General features: G+C 39.5%; 10 protein-coding genes. 7 read left to right on the top strand and 3 right to left on the bottom strand.

Annotated elements, in window-relative coordinates; genetic code table 11:
• Nucleotides 1-57: 57 nt before the first annotated feature.
• Nucleotides 58-711, top strand: coding sequence for a fructose-6-phosphate aldolase (gene fsa, locus ACFIJQ_RS06745; protein ID WP_273787650.1), 654 nt, complete (start codon nt 58-60; stop codon nt 709-711).
• On the opposite strand, the gene lptE is transcribed toward fsa, so the two are convergent.
• Nucleotides 708-1,322 carry an LPS assembly lipoprotein LptE gene (lptE, locus tag ACFIJQ_RS06740; protein WP_375629324.1) on the bottom strand — a complete coding sequence of 205 codons (615 nt, stop codon included), beginning with the start codon at nt 1,320-1,322 and terminating at the stop codon, nt 708-710. The two genes, fsa and lptE, sit on opposite strands and share 4 nt — an antisense overlap.
• Complete coding sequence (leuS, locus tag ACFIJQ_RS06735) at nt 1,309-3,969, bottom strand: leucine--tRNA ligase (protein ID WP_375629321.1); 2,661 nt, start codon at nt 3,967-3,969, stop codon at nt 1,309-1,311. The genes lptE and leuS overlap by 14 nt, the downstream gene beginning before the upstream one ends.
• A gap of 165 nt (nt 3,970-4,134) precedes the next feature.
• Here leuS and ACFIJQ_RS06730 point away from each other — a divergent pair, with 165 nt between their 5' ends.
• From ACFIJQ_RS06730 to ACFIJQ_RS06705, 6 genes are all read left to right on the top strand, one after another.
• Nucleotides 4,135-4,824: a YggS family pyridoxal phosphate-dependent enzyme gene (locus ACFIJQ_RS06730; protein ID WP_375629318.1), complete on the top strand. Its 690-nt coding sequence runs from the start codon at nt 4,135-4,137 to the stop codon at nt 4,822-4,824.
• Nucleotides 4,825-5,909: 1,085 nt separating this feature from the next.
• Nucleotides 5,910-6,203 carry a hypothetical protein gene (locus ACFIJQ_RS06725; protein ID WP_375629315.1) on the top strand — a complete coding sequence of 98 codons (294 nt, stop codon included), beginning with the start codon at nt 5,910-5,912 and terminating at the stop codon, nt 6,201-6,203.
• Nucleotides 6,204-7,047: 844 nt separating this feature from the next.
• Nucleotides 7,048-8,991 carry an acetate--CoA ligase gene (acs, locus tag ACFIJQ_RS06720; protein ID WP_273787646.1) on the top strand — a complete coding sequence of 648 codons (1,944 nt, stop codon included), beginning with the start codon at nt 7,048-7,050 and terminating at the stop codon, nt 8,989-8,991.
• Nucleotides 8,992-9,548: 557 nt separating this feature from the next.
• On the top strand, nt 9,549-10,208 hold the full coding sequence (gene ftsE / locus ACFIJQ_RS06715; protein WP_273723097.1) for a cell division ATP-binding protein FtsE: 660 nt from the start codon (nt 9,549-9,551) through the stop codon (nt 10,206-10,208).
• The gene (locus tag ACFIJQ_RS06710) at nt 10,201-11,154 is read left to right on the top strand and encodes an ABC transporter permease (RefSeq protein ID WP_273787645.1); all 954 of its coding nucleotides are present in this window, start codon (nt 10,201-10,203) and stop codon (nt 11,152-11,154) included. Before ftsE ends, ACFIJQ_RS06710 begins: the two co-directional genes overlap by 8 nt.
• Entirely contained in the window at nt 11,141-11,830 is a 690-nt protein-coding gene (locus ACFIJQ_RS06705; protein WP_375629312.1) for a YdcF family protein, read from the top strand. Before ACFIJQ_RS06710 ends, ACFIJQ_RS06705 begins: the two co-directional genes overlap by 14 nt.
• Before the next feature lie 1,352 nt (nt 11,831-13,182).
• On the opposite strand, the gene ACFIJQ_RS06700 is transcribed toward ACFIJQ_RS06705, so the two are convergent.
• The gene (locus ACFIJQ_RS06700) at nt 13,183-18,141 is read right to left on the bottom strand and encodes a DEAD/DEAH box helicase (RefSeq protein ID WP_375629309.1); all 4,959 of its coding nucleotides are present in this window, start codon (nt 18,139-18,141) and stop codon (nt 13,183-13,185) included.
• Nucleotides 18,142-18,672: the final 531 nt, after the last annotated feature.

Genomic DNA, 18,672 nt, shown 5'->3' with positions numbered 1-18,672 from the left:
AGTCAACAATAGCGCATAACAAAAAATAGGATAAAAGCTAAAAAGAAGAGGTTAGATATGAAGTTTTTTGTGGATAGCGCCAATATCGAAGAAATCCAAGAGTTACAGAATTTAAGCCTTGTAGATGGTGTCACCACCAATCCCTCTCTTATCCTAAAATCAGGACGCAATATTCTTGATGTCACAAAAGAAATTTGTGCTCTCATTAGCGGACCTGTTTCTGCTGAAGTTGCAGCAACGGAATTTGAAAGCATCATGAAAGAAGCGGCTGTTTTAGCAAAGATTGCCGACAATATTTGTATCAAACTTCCTTTAACACTCGATGGATTAAAAGCCTGTAAAGCCCTCACAAAAGAAGGACTAAAAACCAATCTTACACTTTGCTTTTCTGCCAATCAAGCCTTACTTGCAGCCAAAGCAGGCGCAACATTTGTTTCGCCTTTTATTGGTAGACTAGATGATTGCGGAAATGATGGAAGTGAACTGCTTCATGAAATTCGCACAATTTATGATAACTATAACTTTGAAACACAAATCTTGGCCGCTTCAATCCGCACCGTTAATCATGTCAAAGAAGCAGCACTCAGTGGTGCTGACGTTGCAACAGTTCCACCAGCAATCTTAAAAGCACTGGTCAAACACCCTCTCACTGATAAAGGGTTGCAAATATTTCTCAACGACTGGAAAAAAACAGGACAAAATATTGCTTAATATCTAGAATTTTTATTGGAAAGATCTTTTGAAAGTAACAAAAAAATCTGTTCAGCCAACTCTTCAGCAACCCGTTTTTTTGCATCTTCTTCTGCTTGCATCGTTGCATATTCTTGACGAAGTCGGTCAAAAGATGCATTCATCATTGCTGTTCCTTTTGCAACAAGAGTATTTTTCATATCCTGCAAAGTATAAGAAGCTCTGCTCATAACAGTTCCAACAGAAGGTCGTCCTTTTCGTTTTTTCTCGAAATCAACCTCTATCTGCATAGATTCTCTTGTAGATACAGATATCTGCAATGCCAATCGATAAGCAGGTAGAGAAGGTTTACCACCATTTCCATACAAAAGAAACAGCAGATGATTGCGCACCATTTGACCAAAACGATCCGAAGGCTCTTCCACAACAATAGAAGCAAGCTTTTGCGCAAGCCCCAAAGAAGCTTGCCCAGAAACAGGCTTCCCATAAGAAGCAGAATCCCCATAAGAAGCAGAATTCATTGTCATTGCACTCTGCAACTCTTGACGATAAAGCGGTTCAACTTTGCATCCACACAACAGTGTGAATACGCCAGCTAAAACGACAAGAATAAAACTTTTAAAAAACGACATTCACAATCCTTTGTGGAACAATAATGATTTTTTTCACAGGCTTTTCAACCAGCTGTGCCTTTACAAAATCTAAAGCCAAAACCGCTTCTTTAATCATCGTTTCATTTGCTGTTGCTGCAACGCTCACCTCACCGCGTTTTTTACCATTAATTTGTACTGGCAAAGTATAGCATTCCGCAACGGTTAACGCGCTGTCATAAACAGGCCAAGCAAGCGCAGACATTAAAGTTTTTCCCCCTAAAGCAGCATGACATTCTTCTGCTAAATGAGGCATCATCGGTGCAATCATGGCAAGAAAAAAATCCATGGCTTGACGTAAAGAAGCTTTCATTTCATCGTCAACACTTGCTATCTTGTTGAACAACGGTGCCATAATATTCAAGAATTCATAAAGGCGTGCAATAGCCCGATTAAAAGCAAATTTTTCCAAATCATCTTCTACAGCGCAAAGCGTACGATGTGCAACCTTTGAGAGTTCCAAAGCTGCCCCCTGATGCCCTGCACAAGGCGCCACATCCTTTAAAACAGAAGCGCTCAAAGCCACACAACGCCAAACACGCTGTACAAAGCGATGAGCTCCTTCAACACCAGATTCTGTCCAGATGACATCCCGATCAGGGGGAGAATCTGACAACACAAACCAACGCACAGTATCAGCGCCATAGGATGCGATAATATCATCAGGATCAACGACATTCTTTTTGGATTTCGACATTTTTTCAATCGAACCAATCATCACTTCACTTTGATCAGTCAATTTATAAGCCTGTCGTTTTCCATCCTTTTCAACAATGGAAATTTCTACTGGAGAAACCCACCCTTGATCATCCCGATAGGTTTCATGAACCACCATACCCTGGGTAAAAAGCCCCTTAAAAGGCTCATCAACAGTCACATGACCAATCAATTTCATGGCACGCATAAAAAAGCGTGCATAGAGAAGATGAAGAATGGCATGCTCAATTCCACCAATATATTGTTGCACAGGCAACCATTCAGAGATTGCTTGTTTGTCGACAGGTTCCTGCGCAAAAGGAGCCGTAAAGCGTGCATAATACCAAGAAGAGTCAACAAATGTATCCATGGTATCGGTTTCACGTTTGGCAGGTTGACCACAGGAAGGACAAGTAACATTCTGCCATGTTTCATGCCGTGCAAGAGGATTTCCAGGCTGATCAAAAGTAACATCATCAGGCAACACAACCGGTAAATCAGTACGCGGCACAGGAATCACTCCGCAAGATGTACAATGGATCATCGGAATGGGGCACCCCCAATAACGTTGCCGCGAAATCCCCCAATCACGCAAACGAAATTGCACTGTTTTTTTCCCTTGCGGTTGCCCATTGAGCATTTGTTTCTCAAGCCTTTTGGCTGCTTCTTCAAAAGCTTGTTGAGGTGTCAAACCATCCAAAAAGCTGGAGTTAATCATCACACCATCACCCGTATAAGGTGTGTCAGCAATGACAAAATCTTCTGCTTGCTCTCCTTTTGGTAAAACCACCGGTTTTATTGGAAGATCATATTTACGCGCAAAATCGAAATCTCTCTGATCATGAGCCGGACAACCAAAAACAACCCCTGTTCCATAATCCATGAGCACAAAATTCGCGATATAAACAGGAATATGTACTGTTGAATCAAAAGGATGAACTGCCAAAAGAGGCGTAAGAAATCCTTGTTTTTCAGCTGTTTCAAGTGCTGCCGTTGTCGTTCCACCACACCAACAGTTTTCGATAAAAGCACTCAACGCTTTATCTTTCTTTGCCAAAGCTTGTGCAATGGGATGATCAACAGACAGAGCTAAAAAAGAGGCGCCAAAAAGTGTATCAGGACGTGTTGAATAACAAACAACCTCATTAAATGTCTCACAAACATCATCAACACCACTTGCATCATCAGCATCCGCACTCGACTTTAAAGCCCAACGAATCAGTAAACCTTGCGATTTTCCAATCCAATTTTTTTGCATAGTGCGAACTTTTTCAGGCCACTGCTCCAGCTCTTCAAGCCCAGCCAAGAGCTCTTCACTAAAGTCGCTAATTTTGAAAAACCACTGCGTCAATTCACGCTGTTCCACCAACGCACCAGAACGCCATCCCCGCCCATCAACAACCTGCTCATTTGCCAAAACGGTGTGGTCAACAGGATCCCAATTCACCTTAGCCACTTTACGCGCAACCAAACCCTTTTGATAGAAATCAAGGAACAACATTTGTTGACGATGGTAATATTCCACATCACAAGTCGCAAATTCACGTGTCCAATCTAGTGAGAGCCCTAATTGCTTTAATTGCCCGCGCATCACAGCAATATTCTGATAGGTCCAAGTTTTAGGATGCACTTTACTTTGCAGAGCAGCATTTTCAGCCGGCATACCAAAAGCATCCCAGCCCATAGGATGAAGCACATTAAAACCCTTTGCCCTTTTATAGCGTGCCACCACATCCCCCATGGCATAATTGCGCACATGCCCCATGTGAATGCGGCCTGACGGATAAGGAAACATTTCTAAAACATAATATTTTTCACGAGCATCTTCTTGAACAGTCTGAAAAATTTTCTTTTCATCCCAAATTTCTTGCCATTTTTTTTCTCTCGCACGTGGATTATAGCGTTCGCCTATATTATAATGTCCAATCGTCATTCCCATTATACTCTTTTAATAAAACAGAACCAAAAACTTGTTTTATTATGCTTGATCATGGATTAACCTCATCGTCAACATTTTCGTGAAATTTTTTCCTAAGTATTTTATAAAACTTTTAAAAAAACGACCAACTCTTGAACAAAAAAGGTAAAGCACAAAAATATGAATACACAAACACCCCTCGATGCCTCTTCCATTGAAGCATGGCAAAACCTTCAAAAAGACATTGCTGAAACATGCCAAGAGTTACAACGCCCTGTAGAAGAAATTGAACTTATCGCTGTTTCAAAAACTGTTTCTGCCACTGATATACGTCCCCTTTTACAAGCAGGCCAATCTTTGTTTGCAGAAAACCGCGTACAAGAAGCAGCACAAAAATGGCCTGCTTTACGTCAACAATTTGAAAATATTAAACTTCATCTCATCGGTCCCCTACAATCAAATAAAGCCGCCGAAGCTATCAAAATTTTTGATGTCATTCAAACGGTTGATCGTGAAAAAATAGCCAAAATTTTATCCGAAGAAATGCAAAAACAAAAAAGGCATCTTCCTTGCTATGTTCAAGTTAACATTGGCTTAGAACCGCAAAAAAGTGGTGTTGCACCGCAAGAAGTAATCCCTTTTGTCAACCAATGCAAAAACAACTATGGACTTGATATCATCGGTCTTATGGGTATCCCCCCTGTCGATGAAAACCCCGGACCCTATTTCGCGCTCTTAGCAAAATTAGCAAAACAAGCAGATCTTCCAAAGCTTTCCATGGGTATGTCCAGTGACTTCAAAACCGCTCTACAGTTTGGCTCTAACGTCCTTCGCATTGGCTCTGCTTTATTTGGAAAACGCCCTGTGTAAAGCAATTTCCCCTCATATAAATTCCCATTGAAAATTCTACGAACAAGCCAAAAACAGCAGAAATGAGAAAAAATATTTTCTTCAATATCAATAAAAGAGCAATTCTAGCAAAAAAGATTCCAGTCCCTCTTTCATCCTGTTAGCAAAATAAGCAAAAAAGCTGGTCTTCTCAAATTTCTCACCGGCACATCCACAACACATACAATAGCTTCAAGATAGCATTGCAATTTGGCTCTCATATTCTCGCACATTGGCTCTACTTCACCTCCCCTCTGACCGCCTCTCCAGCAAAAGCAACGTAAAAAAATAAATCCTTAATATAAAGGCAAAATGATAAGAGAGGCGTTGCGCATGAATGAAAAACTATCGCGAAATAAATAATTGCAAAAGAATATTCAATACGATTATCGCAATGATTTCCATTAAAAATCATGAATTCTCTTAAACTTCTCCAACACGCGTAAACAATTTCCCCACATGCCAATGGCGTAAAGCAGGCAAAAAGAGGCTTATGGCTGCATAATACAGTAACAAAACTCTTTCATGTAAGTCACTTGAGCAGAGTAAACATCTCAAATGCACAATAGAGCATCAAGAGCCGCGCTAAACAACATATGAATAGCAATCCTATAAGGTCAACGATAGCATAGAGGCTTTCTATGCTCTACAAAGCGTAACATACGGTCAATATTCGCCTGAAAAATAAAAGAACGAATCCCGTTCATATGCACATAATACATGCAGGCAAAACAATGGCAATGAGATCGATCCCAATAACGATATTTCTTTATCGTTCTCATAAACAAAGAGAAAAACACCAATTTTTTTCAGATGCACATTTTTCTAAATTTAAACTTTAATTAAGAAAAAATATGGTGCTATTTCTTGCATTTTAAAATATTGCAAATAATATTGTCATATTATAAAGAATAATATTTCATATATACATAATATAGTTATTATTTATACAGTATTTTATTGCCATTTTTAAAATTTATATTTTACAGTTCTCTAAAGTGCATGACACCAATTTGAAATGTATCATTATAATACTATTTTAATATAGCTAATTAAGAAGAATTAATATGTTTGGTTCATTCAACACATTCGGTCATATGGTGACAAAGCCTTCTTTTGGTCATTCGCACAATTCAAGACCTACTCATGGAAATGCATGTAGTCCTGGTGCTTTTATGTCTCACATGAATGCACGTGGCAGGGAAGTAGGAGTTCCGGCAGGAGTAATTGGTGCAATTCAAGGTGGTATAACTGGGGGACCAGTGAGTGCATTTACAGGTGGAATGGGAGCTTTGTCATTGGGATACATAGGAGGCGCTACTTGGGGACTTATAGAAAAAGGTCGTGAGTGTTGGTTCTAATTTATAGAGAATAGCTTAAAGATATATCTGAAATTAATAGTTTTGTAAGTATATTTGAAAGAATATACCAAAGTTAAATATCTACATCTATGGATAAAATATTTTTCATGGATATCTATTGTGAATCACATCTTATAATCAGGATTTTGTTATAATGGATATTCATTATGAAGTTGTAAGAATGTTTTGCATGTTAATTATAATTACTCCTATAATTGCCATTTCTTTTAAAATATTCAATGGCGTAGGTTGGAGATTGTCTATTATAATGGCATTATCGTCATTTATTATGTTCTTTATTTCTAATTTTTTGCGTAGATATTTTGGTTTATATTAATATTTATTGGATGAGTCCTAAGCACGCTGAATAAAGTAGCAACGATACTATTAATGAGAAATTATCATTTATAATCACAGATTTTACTCATAAAATTATTGAATCGCTTATAGCAACGTTTTTTTCTGGTTTATTATAAGTTTATTTATTACAATTGGGAAGATTTTCTAAAAAAGTCATTATTAATAAACTGTACATTCTTTCTTATGAGTCTTTTATTTAACGATGTTGGTTTATATCAACTTATAAAAAATATTTTATAATAGACATTTTTAAAATGTCTTAGTGTGTTTATAAAAGGCTCTATACCGCAATAGGTTTTGCCACATTTGAGTATCCTAAAAGCATAGAATACCCTCTTTAATATCATCACATCAGATTTTAAAAATTGACTATTCCAATCTTTGTCATTTAGTCTAACCTCACAATGAAAAGCTTTAGGGACGACTCTGCCACAAATATAAAAATACAATGGCTGATTTTTCTAAAAAATAAAAAGAGGGAAGTATGACTGAAAAAATCTATCCAGTATCAGAAGAGATCAAAAAAAATACTTTACTCGATGAGAAAACTTATCAACAATGGTATCGAGAAAGCATCAATGATCCAGAAAGCTTCTGGGCCAAACATGGCCAATGCATTGAATGGTTTAAACCTTTTACAAAAGTAAAAAACACTTCTTTTAACGGAGATGTCTCCATAAAATGGTACGAAGATGGGATAACAAATGTTGCCTATAATTGCATTGATCGCCACCTGAAAACCCATGGAAATCACATTGCGCTGATTTGGGAGGGGGATAATCCTTATCATGATAAAAAAATAACCTATAACGAGCTTTATGAACATGTTTGTCGTTTTGCCAATCTTTTGAAAAGTCGTGGCATTAAGAAAGGCGATAAAGTAACCATTTATCTTCCCATGATACCCGAAGCAGCCTATGCTATGCTCGCGTGTGCCCGCATTGGTGCTGTTCATTCGGTTATCTTTGCTGGCTTTTCTGCAGAGGCAATAGCAGGACGCCTTGTTGACTGCGAATCAACCTTCATCATTACCGCTGATCACGGCTTGCGTGGCGGCAAACGGATCAACTTAAAAGACAATGTTGATCATGCTATTGAGATAGCAGCACGCCAAAACGTGCATGTAGACCAAGTCATGGTTATACGGCGGACTTGTGGACCCATTCAATGGATAGAGGGGCGTGATTTTTGGTACCACGAAGAGATAACTCATGCCAAAACAGATTGCCCACCAGAACCAATGAACGCTGAAGATCCACTTTTTATTCTTTATACTTCAGGCTCCACCGGCACCCCCAAAGGCGTTTTGCATACCACAGCGGGCTATCTTGTTTATGCCGCGATGACACATCAATACGTTTTTGATTACCACCCCGATGAAGTTTACTGGTGTACAGCTGATATTGGTTGGATTACCGGTCATTCTTACTTGGTTTATGGACCTTTATGCAATGGTGCGACTACTTTAATGTTTGAAGGCACACCAACCTTTCCTGACAAAGGAAGATTTTGGCAAATTGTCGACAAGCATCAAGTCAATACACTCTATACCGCACCAACAGCTATCCGCGCCTTAATGGGAGCAGGAAATTCGTTTGTTGAACACTCAAACAGGACATCGTTGCGTCTTTTAGGCACGGTAGGAGAACCGATTAACCCAGAAGCATGGGAATGGTTTTATCATACTGTTGGAAATGACCGTTGTCCGATTCTCGATACATGGTGGCAAACGGAAACAGGAGGGCATATGATCACACCCTTGCCTGGTGCAACCCCCCTCAAAGCAGGATCAGCCACACGTCCTTTTTTTGGTGTTCAACCCCAAATTGTTGATGCCCAAGGCAATATTTTAGAAGGTGAAGCAGAAGGCAATCTTTGTATCAGTGATTCATGGCCAGGACAAATGCGCACGCTTTATAAAGATCATGAGCGCTTTATTCAAACTTATTTTTCCTCTTATAAAGGAAGATATTTTACAGGCGATGGTTGTAGGCGCGATAGTGACGGCTATTACTGGATTACAGGGCGGGTTGATGACATTCTCAATGTCTCGGGGCACAGGTTAGGAACTGCTGAAATTGAATCAGCCCTTGTTTCTCATCCCGCTGTATCAGAAGCAGCCATTGTGGGTTACCCGCATCCCATTAAAGGACAAGGAATTTATAGTTTTATCACCTTAATGGAAGGGACAGCTCCAAATGAAGAGTTGCAAAAAGAGCTTATTAAACATGTAAGACAAGAAATAGGCTCCATTGCCATATTGGATAAAATTCAATTTGCCCCACAGCTTCCCAAAACGCGATCAGGAAAAATTATGAGACGTATTTTACGAAAAATCGCCGAAAACGATTTTGATACTCTCGGAGATATCTCAACTCTTGCCGAACCACAAGTTGTTGAAGATCTGATTGCTAACCGACAAAATTAAAGAACCCACGAAGAAATATAACATACGGTGGTTTTTGTTTTTCTGCTAAAATTATCCTAGCATTGTTACGAAAACCACCGATGAGAATAAAAAACAAAACAATTCATGGGAAGCTCAACAACTCTAACAACAAACGCCTTTCTTCATAACAAATCAGAAACAATTGAAGAAAAAACTTCAAGGTTGGAAGATGTCAAGATTGGAATATGAATACAGATAAGAATAAGAAAGTGAGATAAAAAGAGCAACATAGCTTTTTAAAATTGCCCAGTACCCCCTCAATGCAAAAAAGCCTCTGAGAAAGAAGGAAAAATAGTTCTGATGTTTATGCTAGAATCACTTTGAAATTCCTGCTAAAATCATAAATAAAGCTAAAAAGAGAAAGTATAAGTGATAATATTTTTGAGCAAAAATATTTATCTATAACGAGGGTGTATAAAAAATATTGAAAACCATGAAATCTAAAATAACCAAGCTTACAACAAAAATCTAAAGCAATGAAAGTAAGAGTTCTTAGAATAAATGATGCAATATAAAATCAGGAGTAATAATAAAAAGTGATTCATTTTGAAAATGTCGGTCTACGCTATGGAATGGGACCTGAGGTCCTTCGTGATATTAGCTTTCATATTCCTCCTGGATCATTTCAATTTCTCACTGGCGCCTCTGGAGCAGGGAAAACGTCGTTGATGCGTCTTATGTTTTTGGCACTCAAACCCACCCGCGGTCATATTGATTTATTTGGAACAGACACAGCGTTACTCAAACGCCAAGAGCTCCCTGCGCTGCGACAACGTATCGGTGTTGTTTTTCAAGATTTTCGTTTACTCGACCACATGACCACTTATGAAAATGTCTCCTTACCTTTACGCATTAAAGGACAAGAAGAAGCAACCTATCGCAGTGAAGTGGAAGATCTTCTCTGTTGGGTAGGCCTTGGAGATCATATTCATGTTTTACCACCAGTTCTTTCCGGCGGAGAAAAACAAAGGGTAGCCATTGCACGCGCGCTCATTGATCAACCTGAAATTCTACTTGCCGATGAACCTACTGGAAATGTCGATCCGCCCTTAGCAAAACGCCTACTGCGTTTGTTTATTGAATTAAATCGTTTTGGAACAGCTGTTATCATTGCTACCCATGATATTGCCTTAATGGAACAAGTTGCAGCACGACGTATGCTTCTCCATAACGGACGGATGACGATTCATGAATAAGTCTTTCCCCATTTTTACAAGCAATAAAAAAAATACAACAGCGATTATTCCCAGTGGCAATATTTCTGGAAAAGCATTGGTTGCCGTGATTGCTATTATGACGTTTCTTTCAAGCCTCACCTTAATCGGTGTTGATTTAGTCCAACGTGCCGCCCAAAATTGGAGTAATCAGATTAGCTATGAAGCAACAATACAAATACGCCCCATAGACAATGTTGATATCAACAAAGCACTCCGTGATGCCGTACAATTGGTTAAAACATTTTCTGGTGTACAAGATGCAAAAATTGTTGACCAAAAAGCTACCGAAAAGTTACTGGAACCATGGCTTGGAACAGGCTTTAATGTCAATGAACTACCCCTTCCCCGCCTTATCATTGTGACCCTGAAAGAGGATGAAAAAATCAATTTTGCAGCCATTAATCACGCCATTAAAACCCAAATTCCAGGAGGTCAATTTGATGATCACCGTGTTTGGGTCCATCGTTTTGCAACCATGGCACACACCACTGTTTTCATTGGTTTTTCAATTTTAGCATTGGTTCTAGGCTCTCTTATTCTTACCATCATTTTTACCACCCGCAATGCATTGGCAGAAAATGCGCATATTATCAATGTCTTATATTTCCTTGGTACTGAAACTATTTTCATTGCCCGCCAATTTGACTGGCATTTTTTTAAAACTGCACTGCGTGGTGCTTTATATGGTGGTCTCACAAGCATATTTCTGTTTTTAGCCTTTTGTCTCTGGACGAATTATAACTTGGGAAGAGTGGAAGCTAGCCAAGTAACAGCTTTGTTTGGACATATTTCCATAAGTTCCGTTCCTTACGGAAAAATCATTTTTCTTATTATTTTCGTTTCTTTTCTTACCACTCTTACAAACCGCATGACTATTTTAGCGCAACTGAAAAAAATCGATCAATGTGAAAATGGTTTATTTTAATTTTATGACTTACCACTCCTACCGTTCCAACTCGTTGAGGCAAAACAATTTAGAGCGTCCTCTTCCAAAACGACCCCACTATCGTTGGTCTGTGTGCTTTTTATTTCGCTATTTTCCACCGACAACACTTACTCTTGCAATCATTGTTTTCATTTTCTGGGGCGGTTTTATTGTTTTTTCTGAAAAAACTGAACGACTTTCTCCCCCAAAGCCTCTCCCCAAAGCTGATGCCATCATTGTACTGACAGGCGGAGAAAACCGAATAGAGACAGGACTTCATCTCTTACAAAAGGGGCTTGGTTCACGACTCCTTATCAGTGGCGTAAACACCACAACCAATCTGAAAGGTTTCATGCATAACAGGCATATTACCCCACGGCTTGTCTCCTGTTGTATTGACATTGGGCATCAAGCGATTAACACCAGAGGGAACGCCAAAGAAAGTGCTGCTTGGATCAAAAAACACCACTATAAAACCCTTTATATCGTCACCCATGATTACCATATGTGGCGCTCAATGCGAGAACTTAAGTATTTAATGCCTGATATCCATTTCATTGCTTATCCTGTTAAAAAGAGCAATGCTGAAAGCGCAATACAACAGATCAATCAAATCCGCATTCTCATATTCCAATATATTAAAACGCTCCAAGTCTATATCAGAACCGCATTCTAATCTTTATCCTTCTGACTTTTTTAAAAACCTTGCCACCCACGAACCGCTTCATACCGTTCTTTCCATAGCCTTCCACACGAGGTTGCCTCTATAAAAGCTCGACAGAGCTACCCTCATATAACACAGAATACCCCATACACGTATCACTGTATTGCACATTCACCCAAAGACATTTCTCACATCCCAAACATATCTCACAGCACGGGATCTGTACATGCCATCTCAATATATAAGCTCTTGTAAATAGAGCGCCCAGACAACTATAAGATCTCCCGACTTGTTATAGAGATCTATTTATACCACCCTCTTTACGCTTCATAAAAAATGCAAACCACCCCATCCTATATTTTACCGCCCCCAATATTACGATAGCTCTTACGCCACTTGGGATGATTGGTAAGAGACATGCTTTACGCCTTTTTTAAACACGAGCATACCAACCTCGTATGGTATACAAAGAAGTAATTTTAATAGATTTAAAATAAGAAAATTTATGATACTTAGATTTCTCATTCAACAGAGTGAAGGTTAAACTATCATTATAAACCAATATATTAGTAACAATCTCTTCATTCAACAAAGCATCTTCATAAGAGCATTTTAGATCACAGATAGGAATAAGCTCAAAACGCACACCACCACGAACATCCCACGTTCTTTATCGCAATCTTTTTTGAAATCATTTCCCACTAAAAACACTTTTTGTTTGGCTGCCTCCCCAAAAAAGAACGAAAATTTTTAAACTCTAGCGATCTGTAAACAATAACAATCCAGCTTCTTGTCTAACGCGTTCTCCCTGCTCACTTCCAATCACCCCTGCTCAAAGGACAGATTTCATGAGAGTTGTGATTTTCTTCCAACATCTCAAAGGACGATGATTCCCATCAGCAACGGTTTGTAAACAATCCTACTTCTCTGGGCAGGTTCCTCTCAGCTTCCCCATTTATATGGTTTACTCACATAAGACTCAACGAACAAGCTCTGCTTAAAGCTATTCATCACGGTCGCTAAAGCGCATGCGTCATCATTTTATCCGTCTACTACCTAAGATGTTTTATCACATGCAACACATTGATTTATAAGGAAAGTTTATACGCTACAACTTGAATGAGAGCTCTCAATATCATCAGATTCTCTCATTTTAAATATATTCTCTGTTGAATCAATCAAAACCATTTGCTTGCACATCACAAAGGACTTGTACATCACAAGGGAAGAGAGCTTGCGTGGCGTAAAACTGTACAAAAAAGACATGCCTCTTATGGACTTGTCTCAAGTGCCAAGAGCTGTCGCAATACCCACGAGCTGGCAAGGTGTGTGATAGTGCCAGTTTGTTACAACACAGCGCTGTTTTACCGCACAATGGATAACTTAACCTTTTCAGTTTCTCTCACTTCCAATTTTGGAAGACTGCGAACAATTTTCATTGTTTCCAAGCTTACTGTAATAACCCGCTGAAACAATTCCAGAGGATAGGCCGGATTACCCACCGTTTCAACAGCATAGCGATTAGCATCATTCACAAGACCGCTCGCTTTATCCGTTTTGACAATCTGGCGCTCCATAACCCATTCAAGAGCAGACCGGCCATTGACCACATAATCATAAGCTTCAAGAGGAATATTCTGCATCGTGATATGCGCATTATAAATCACTGTGCTTTTATCAATAGCACCACGCTTACCAGCAAATTTCATCGCTTCAACACGATAGAAGCTCTTCTCATCAGAAATCATCCAAGTTCTTGGATCACCCTGTTTATAGGTAACAGGATAGGGCTCAACCTCTTCATAATTCATATGCAAATCACCAAGTTTTCGCCCCGCTGTTACAAAAGCCCAAAAATCCTCTACCTTTTTAACTGTTGGGATACGTGGCAATTGTTTAGACAAATTATGCGCATAACGAGCACGGTAATCTTCAGAATGCAAAATCCCATAAACATAATAAAACAAATCATCCTTTGTAATCATTTCACTAGGATAGGCAGCCTTAAAATATACCAACCCTTCATCCGTGAGTGCATCACGCCGCTGCAAACCAGTTTCTTTGCTTTCCTCTGCAAAATTTGCAAACAAATGAACCTGATCCCCCTCCTTATTTTTCAAGGACTCAGCATCCTCATAAACATACCGTGGAAAACACTGACCAGTATCCATTGTATGAAGATTGGATAAATAATTAGTCATCAGAACAGAAAAACCACTACTTGCTCCAACTCCTGTAATTTGTATTACCCTATTTTCAACCGCTTTTTCTAATGGAAATATACGCGACATTTGGTAAATCATTTCATTAAAAGCACGATTATAATAGAGCCACTGTCGTGTAAAAGGACGGTATGAGCTCTGAATAAGACATGTCTCTTTAAGTTCAAAAACCTTTCCTTTAGCTAACTGTTGTTTAAGTGCACGACTCCAACTGATCTTTTTGGCATCCGTGTTAACAAAATCGTCTACAGCACCTATACGTGTTTTACGATCAGAATGTGCATAAGCATTATTAAAACGCTCTACTTCACCGTTATAAAAAGCAATCATCTTGCTCATATTATTGGCTAAAGTTTCACAACTGAAATTATATGCCCAAGCATCACGACCAGTTTGTATGCCACGAGAAAACGTTTCAAAGAGTTTTTTATCACTGCCCTTCTTATCACCTAAGGCCAGAAATTTTTCAAAATCACTGTTGCGCTGATCCAACCAATCACCATGCTCATCTGGTGTAATCATCTGCCAGCCTTGTGCACGCTTGATCCCACCAACACTATTCAACCGCTGAAGTTGAGATAATTTCTCTTTTGTCGTGAAATTATCACCAATATCGTAATAGTGAATTTTGCAATGCTCCATGACATTTGGATTTTTAATAAATAGTGTCACAGCAATTCCCGTCATGCTTCCACTGCCGAAAACATTTTGCCCTTCTTGAGCACGTCCTTTGCTCATCATATTTTTGCGAATATCACCACGCAAATTGAGAACATAAATGCTTGAAAATTCTTCATTCAATTCTTTTCGTAATCCACTCGTAGAATATCCATTGATAAAACCTGAATTTGTCACAAAACCAATAACACCACAGTCTTTTATGCGATCACTTGCCCAGCGAATAGCACGAATATAACTGTCATAAAGTCCATTAACATTACTCGCTTTGGATTGAGCAGCATAAGTTTCACGAATGCGACGATCCAATTTAGGATAGCCAATATTTTTCGCATTGTCGTTTTCACTTTTTTGCCCCGAAGAATAAGGAGGGTTGCCAACAATAACACGAATATCCAGTTCCTTCTGGCGTGATCGACGTGTGCTGTTATCCACCAGCAAATCACTGATCAGGTCCTTTTCTTGCTCATAAAGCTGGAATGTATCAGTTAAACAAATTCCCTCAAAGGGAACATAATCTCCCCCCATAAGACCATGATAGGTCGTTTCAATATTAATGGCTGCAATATAATAGGCTAAAAGCACAATTTCATTGGCATGAATTTCATGACAAAATTTATGCTTCATCTCCTCTGGTTTTATCAGACCCGATTGTAAAAGCCGCGTGATAAAAGTTCCCGTTCCAGTAAAGGGATCCATGATGTGCACACCCGATGAGCCAAGCATTTGCCCAAATTCTTGCTCTAAGACATCATTGACAGAGTGCAAAATAAAATCCACAACCTCAACGGGGGTATAAACAATGCCTAGTTTTTCTACAGTACGTGGAAAAGCATAACGAAAAAACTTATCATAAAGCTCTACAATCAACCTCTGTTTTGCTTTTGGATCCGTAATGCCACTGGCGCGTAATTTTACACTTGCATAAAATTTTTCAAGATCTTTAGATTCCTTATCAAGGTTTGCCTCATCAAGCACATCAAGCATACGCTGCATAGCACGCGAGACAGGATTCTCACGTGTGAACTGATACCCTTCAAACAACACCTGAAAGACAGGACGCGTGATAATATGCTGTGCCAACATCTCAATCGCATCAGCTTCTGTAACAGCATCATTTAAATCATCACGCAGTTCTGCCACAAACCTGTCAAAGGCTTGACGCGCCTCAGTATTTGGCTCTGCTAGAATACCTGTTAAACGCGTAATATGATTCTTAGCAATTTCAGCAATGTTGCTCGCCCAATCTTCCCAATAATCACGTGTCCCACATTTCTTGACGATCTTTGCCAAAATCGCACGAGAAATTTCATCCACCGGGAAAGAAAACTCCTTGTTTAGCTGATCTGTACGAGTTAAATCATATTCCGGTGCTCCAATTCCCGGTCGTGCAGGCTGTGAGCGTAGTGGAAGATTGTCTACAACAGCTGTAACAGCCTGTAACTCAGTGCTCTGTGTGACACCAATAATCTCAATCACATTGCTAATATCTTGGCTCAGCGATGCCTTATTAATCGTCGCATCAAAACGATCATCATGCGCACGCAAAGCATTTAAAATTTGCCAAACAACCCGATATTTATCATTGTTGTTCAAAGCCTGTTCCACTGGAATCCCAGAGGGAATACCAATTGGCAAAATGACATACCCCATCTTTTTGCCCTCAGACCGACGCATCACCCGCCCAACCGCTTGCACAACATCAATCTGGCTCTTACGTGGATTTAAAAACATGATCGCATCCAGAGCCGGAACATCCACCCCCTCAGACAAACACCGTGCATTGGTCAAAATACGACAAACATCCTCACCACTATCAGCTTTCAGCCAATCAAGTAATGCACCACGATCCTTCGCATTGAAAGTGCCATCAACATGCTCAATTTCACACTTCAGAAAATGCTCTTTTTCCGTATCCTCTTTCGTATAATCAAGATATTCTCTAACAACCGCAGAAAATTCATCACGCACCAGTTCAGAACTTTCAATAGTCTTGCAAAACGCCAAAGCACGACGCATGGGGTGTGGATCAGCACCAACATCAGCCTTCAGATCTTGTTTTGTCAGCGCCTTATAACAACCAATAATCTTCGTTGCATCATCAAGAACAAGTGAAGACTTGTTATCACTAAGACGCTTCTGAACAGCGGAACTGACCAATTTTTCATCCATTGCTAAGACAATAACCTTATAATCCGTTAAAAGATCATTTTGTACTGCCCAAGAAAACCCCCGATAAAAAAGTGTTTTACCAAAAAGCTTTTCATCATCCATCGAAGCAAGAACGGCATTAACTTCATTCGCGCGACTTTTTGCGTTATCACCAAAAATACGTGGTGTCGCTGTCATATAAAGGCGCTTCTTGGCACGAATAACATCATTAGAATGCACCTTAACAAAATTGGATTCATCCTCTCCAACCAGCGTTGCCCCTGTTGTACGGTGCGCTTCATCACAAATGATAAGATCAAATGTTGGCAAACCATACTTTTTCTGAGCATCCGCAACTACCTGAATGGATTGATAGGTTGCAAACACAACGGTCATCCTATCTGCAACACTCTTACCCGCCTGTTCTGCAAGTTTAGCAGCATCTGTTGTCGCCGGAAAAGCAAGATCAAACACATCAATTTCAGCAACATCATCACTATTTTTACGACGCTTTCCCACTTGTGTATCTGAACAGACAGCAAAGGATCTCAATCCGATTTCTGCATCCGTTGTCCATTCACGGACCGTCTGTGACATCAGTGCCAAGGAAGGAACAAGAAACAGAACAAACTTGCCTTCACCCGCTAAATCCTCAGCAATTTTAAGACTGGTAAATGTCTTACCAGTACCACAAGCCATAATAAGCTTACCCCGATCTGCTTGAGCAAGCCCAGCACGCACATCACGCAACGCATCCTGCTGATGTGGACGGATTTTCTTTTTATCCTCCAACACAATTTTGCCCTGGGCTGCAAAAGTTTCCCAACGGATCGGACTTTGTTGTATATCGGAAAGATTAATCCGTATAACAGGAATATCCTGCCCCCGTATCATTGTTTCAGCGTTATCACTCCAAGCACTTTCAGTACTATCTATAATAACACGCCGCTTGAATGGAGCTTTCCCTGATGCCGAAATAAAACTATCAATATCTGCTTTTCTAATCCGATATGCTGCATCATAAAATTTACATTGGATTGCTGCAAAACCCTCTTCATTACGAATCTTTGCCACAAGATCGATACCAGTATCATGACCATCCCAACCATTTTCACGAGCCCAATCTTTAAAGGTTTGAACCTTTTCATAACATCCAGACTGAAGAGGATCATGTGTCAGATAAGCAAGAGCAAAACGCTCAAAATATGTACCTTTGTCTCGTTCGGTACGCGCTTCGTCACGATATGTCTGTAAAAGCGATTGCAGCGTCATGCTTCCACCCAACTCAAAATACTTTCAATTATCGAGTCTAGCCAAATTGGTCAATGCCTATTGTTCCACCCAAAAGACTTTAGCTTTCTCGATTTACTGAATGAACCGATATTTATAATGGAATATGTACTAAGCAAAACAAATGAATAAAGTTTTACTTATCAACAAAAGTGTAGAATCTGCTCTTCCCACATCCCTGATAAATATCATGTAATCACTTACAAGAATGTAGAGATTTGCTTCATTATTTTGGTGAGCTTTTTTTGATATTTATCTATTGAAAATAGTTTAAGCGCATATTCAGGAGGTGCTAAACGCAATTAAAGTATATCATAAAACCAATAACCAGCTACACCAATACACATAGTAATGAATACAGCAATTAACATTCCCAGCAACATGAGCCCATAAGTGTATTCATCTCGTTCTCCCTACAAAACTGGAGCTTCGTAAAAACCTATATCTCCGCCGCATAAAGCCATAAAGAATCTTAAAACCAAACGTTACCAATACCAACGCCCCTCCCTTTGC

Source organism: Bartonella sp. TT67HLJMS (assembly GCF_042193375.1).
GTDB lineage: Bacteria > Pseudomonadota > Alphaproteobacteria > Rhizobiales > Rhizobiaceae > Bartonella > Bartonella grahamii.
The sequence above is the reverse complement of the archived record's forward strand: the minus strand, read 5'-3'. Positions and strand labels throughout refer to the sequence as shown.